Source organism: Microvirga sp. Mcv34 (assembly GCF_024519725.1).
Lineage (GTDB): Bacteria > Pseudomonadota > Alphaproteobacteria > Rhizobiales > Beijerinckiaceae > Microvirga.
Window position 1 is genome coordinate 1 of record NZ_JALJRK010000193.1, and the last position, 2,743, is coordinate 2,743.

4 protein-coding genes are annotated in these 2,743 nt (G+C 62.3%); all 4 read right to left on the reverse strand.

Features of this window, described 5'->3' with window-relative positions; translation table 11 throughout:
- Positions 1 to 11: 11 nt before the first annotated feature.
- On the reverse strand, positions 12 to 920 hold the full coding sequence (locus OC446_RS29915) for a transposase (protein WP_262032521.1): 909 nt from the start codon (positions 918 to 920) through the stop codon (positions 12 to 14).
- An 86-nt stretch (positions 921 to 1,006) separates the two neighbouring features.
- Complete coding sequence (locus tag OC446_RS29920) at positions 1,007 to 1,360, reverse strand: 3-hydroxyacyl-CoA dehydrogenase NAD-binding domain-containing protein (RefSeq protein ID WP_246389433.1); 354 nt, start codon at positions 1,358 to 1,360, stop codon at positions 1,007 to 1,009.
- Between the two features lie 30 nt (positions 1,361 to 1,390).
- Positions 1,391 to 1,873, reverse strand: a complete 483-nt coding sequence (locus OC446_RS29925) for an acyl-CoA thioesterase (protein ID WP_262032522.1) — start codon at positions 1,871 to 1,873, stop codon at positions 1,391 to 1,393.
- Complete coding sequence (locus OC446_RS29930) at positions 1,870 to 2,487, reverse strand: TetR/AcrR family transcriptional regulator (protein ID WP_181054769.1); 618 nt, start codon at positions 2,485 to 2,487, stop codon at positions 1,870 to 1,872. The genes OC446_RS29925 and OC446_RS29930 overlap by 4 nt, the downstream gene beginning before the upstream one ends.
- Positions 2,488 to 2,743: the final 256 nt, after the last annotated feature.

The window sequence follows — 2,743 nt, forward strand, 5'->3', positions numbered from 1 at the left end:
CCCTCCTAGGCTTAATGGACCTCTGGATCGTAGGGTGATCCGGCCATCAGCAGGGAGGGTGGAAATCCCTCATGCTCGGTCCGCCACCGCACCCGGGGAGTGGCCTCGGAGAATGCACCGACCCCAGGCTCTACGGTTTGAGCCTGGTCGGTGAGATAGAAATTCTGGACCCAGACCTGCCGCAGCAGCTCAACAGCCGGGATCTCGCGCAACCATGCTGGTGCGTCAGGGGCTGTGATCGCCGCGAGCAACTGATGGCCATCGTGCCCGATCTGTTCAGCGTGGACCTGCCGCTTCGCTTCGCCCTGTGGGACATCATAGTCGTCAGCCGGCTTGCTATACCGCTGGATCCAGATGGGATTGGCATGAGCGCGCAACCACGCGGGTGCGGCGGAGGCCAAAGCATTCAGGGCCGCCCGCATGGTCTCGGTCACGCAGGCGAGACGGTTCAGGGAACGGACGGCTCCGAGCACATGCGTGGAGTCGGTACGCTGGCGGCCTCGGGCGGTCAGCAGCTTGTGCTCACGGCACAGGACCAGAAGCGTATCGAGGAGATGCTCTTCCAACCCTCCTGCCACCAGGCGACTGCGGAATTCGCTCAGAACAGAGGCATCGAAGCCAGGGTCGGTCAATTCCAGTCCTAGAAGGTACTTCCAATCGATGCGGCTGCGGACCGCATCGGCTGCCCGGCGGTCGGACAGGTTCTCGGCGAACTGCAGCAAGGTCACCAGCGCCAGTCGCCACGGGCATTCGGCTGGCCGTCCGCAAGGGGCGAAGAGAGGCGCGAACTGGGCGTCGGTGAAAATTGTCCCGAGGCGGTCGCGTAAGAGCAGATAAGGATTGCCACGGGGAAAGGCTGCACGGGCAACGCTTGCGGTCGAGGTTGGAACATCACCGCTCACGGTCGGACGGAGCGACATGGGAACCCTCCCGGTCTAAATCCAAGCCCCCTACAGCCTGAACGCCGACCCCGCTTCAACCGCTCCAACCCATTCGCCAGCAGTATCTAAACTGAAGCACGTCCAGGCGCGAGTTGCGCGAGCTTCCCGTAGAGCGCCTGCTTGATCTCCAGCACTTCGGGCACTGCCTCGACTACCAGATCGGCTTCCGCCACGCTCGCGGCGAGATCGGCGGATAGCGAAATACGCTTCAGGGCATCGTCCGCCTTGCCGCCGGCCGCCCCAACAACCTCCTTTCGATAGGTCTCAACGAGACCTGCCAGCCGCAGACGCGCTTGAGCCAGCGCCTCTTCACTGATGTCGTAGGCAACGACATCGAAACCGCTATAGGCGGTCTGGAACGCGATCTGGCTACCGAGCACGCCAGTGCCGAGCACCGTAACTTTGCTGATGTCAGTCATGAGTGCTCTTCTCGCTGCGTTCGTCCGTCTTCAGAATTCGTCCGTCTTCAGAAATGGCGCGGCGATCTCGGCGGACACACGGGCCGACTTGCCGGTCAGCCGGTCGATCAGAGGCCACTCCGACCGGGAGGCCACCAGCACCTTCCCGTCGGCGCCGGTAAACTCGACCCGAAGCGCGTAGCGCGCGCCGCGCGGGGCACCGTCCACCCAGGTGACAGCGATCGCCTCATCGCCAGCCCGTATGTTGCCGCGATAGTCGACCTCGTGGCGCAATACCGCGGTCACGAAGCAGTCGCGGTCCCCTGACCGCGCGGCGGCCAGCCAGTGGGCGACGGACGCATCCTGTATCCAGACGACCCGGGTCGCGTTGTTGACGTGCCCAAGCTCGTCGATGTCGTCCTCTTCGGCCTTGAATGCCATGTGGAAGCGGCGCTCTGCGTTGACCTTCCCGGGCAGCGGCGTTCCCGCAGCGTCGCAGCCGATCCGTCGGCGCTTGGAAACGACTTGGTTCATGACAGAGCCGGCTCCCGAGCTTTCAGCCCCGCCATCGCGCGGAAAAAGCCGACCAGCATCTCGTCGCGGGGGATGGCACCCTCGACATCACCCTGGACAGCCAGCCCCATCCAAAGCGCGTAGAGGCCGATGCTGGTTTGCTCCGCCAGCAAGGCAGGCCGCAGCGAGAAACGCCTGACGAGGTCGGCCACAAGCTCTCCGAACATCCGATAGCAAGCCGCCTTGCCCTCCCGGTGTCGCTCCGCAAAAGCCGGATCCCGTCGCGCATGAAGTTGCAGCTCGATCGAAAGCAGCGCCCATTGAGGCTCTTCGGCGAGCTTTGCAAGCCGGTTGGCGAGCACCTCGAGCGTCGCCTCGATATCGTCCCCGACGCATTGCGCGACGACATCGCGCAAGATCGTCACTTCATCCTGTATGTGGCTCTGCAGGATGTCGACCAGCAAGTCATCCTTGCTGGCGAAGTTCGAATAGAACGCCCCCTGCGAATGACCGGCAGCGCTGCAGATGTTGCGGATCGACATCGCAGCCACACCTTCTTCGACGATCGACGCATGTGCCGCCGCAATGAGCCGATCCCGGGTCTGGCGCTGTGTTTCCTTGCGCGTAGGCCGCATGCCCGCTGGTCCTTAAATAACCGCCACGCCGCTGAAACCTTTGTCATCAATCAGCGTTGATCCGAAAACCAGATATCATCTGATATTCTGAACGGGTGACGATTTCAAGGCTAAATTGTTCATTCGCCATCAAATCCATGCGCAAAGGAGTGGCCTTGGCTGAAACCTATATTTCCTACTCCCCTGATGTGGAGATCGTTGGCGATGACGAAGACCGGCTCACCGCCGAAATTCTCGAAGTCATGGCTTCGACAAA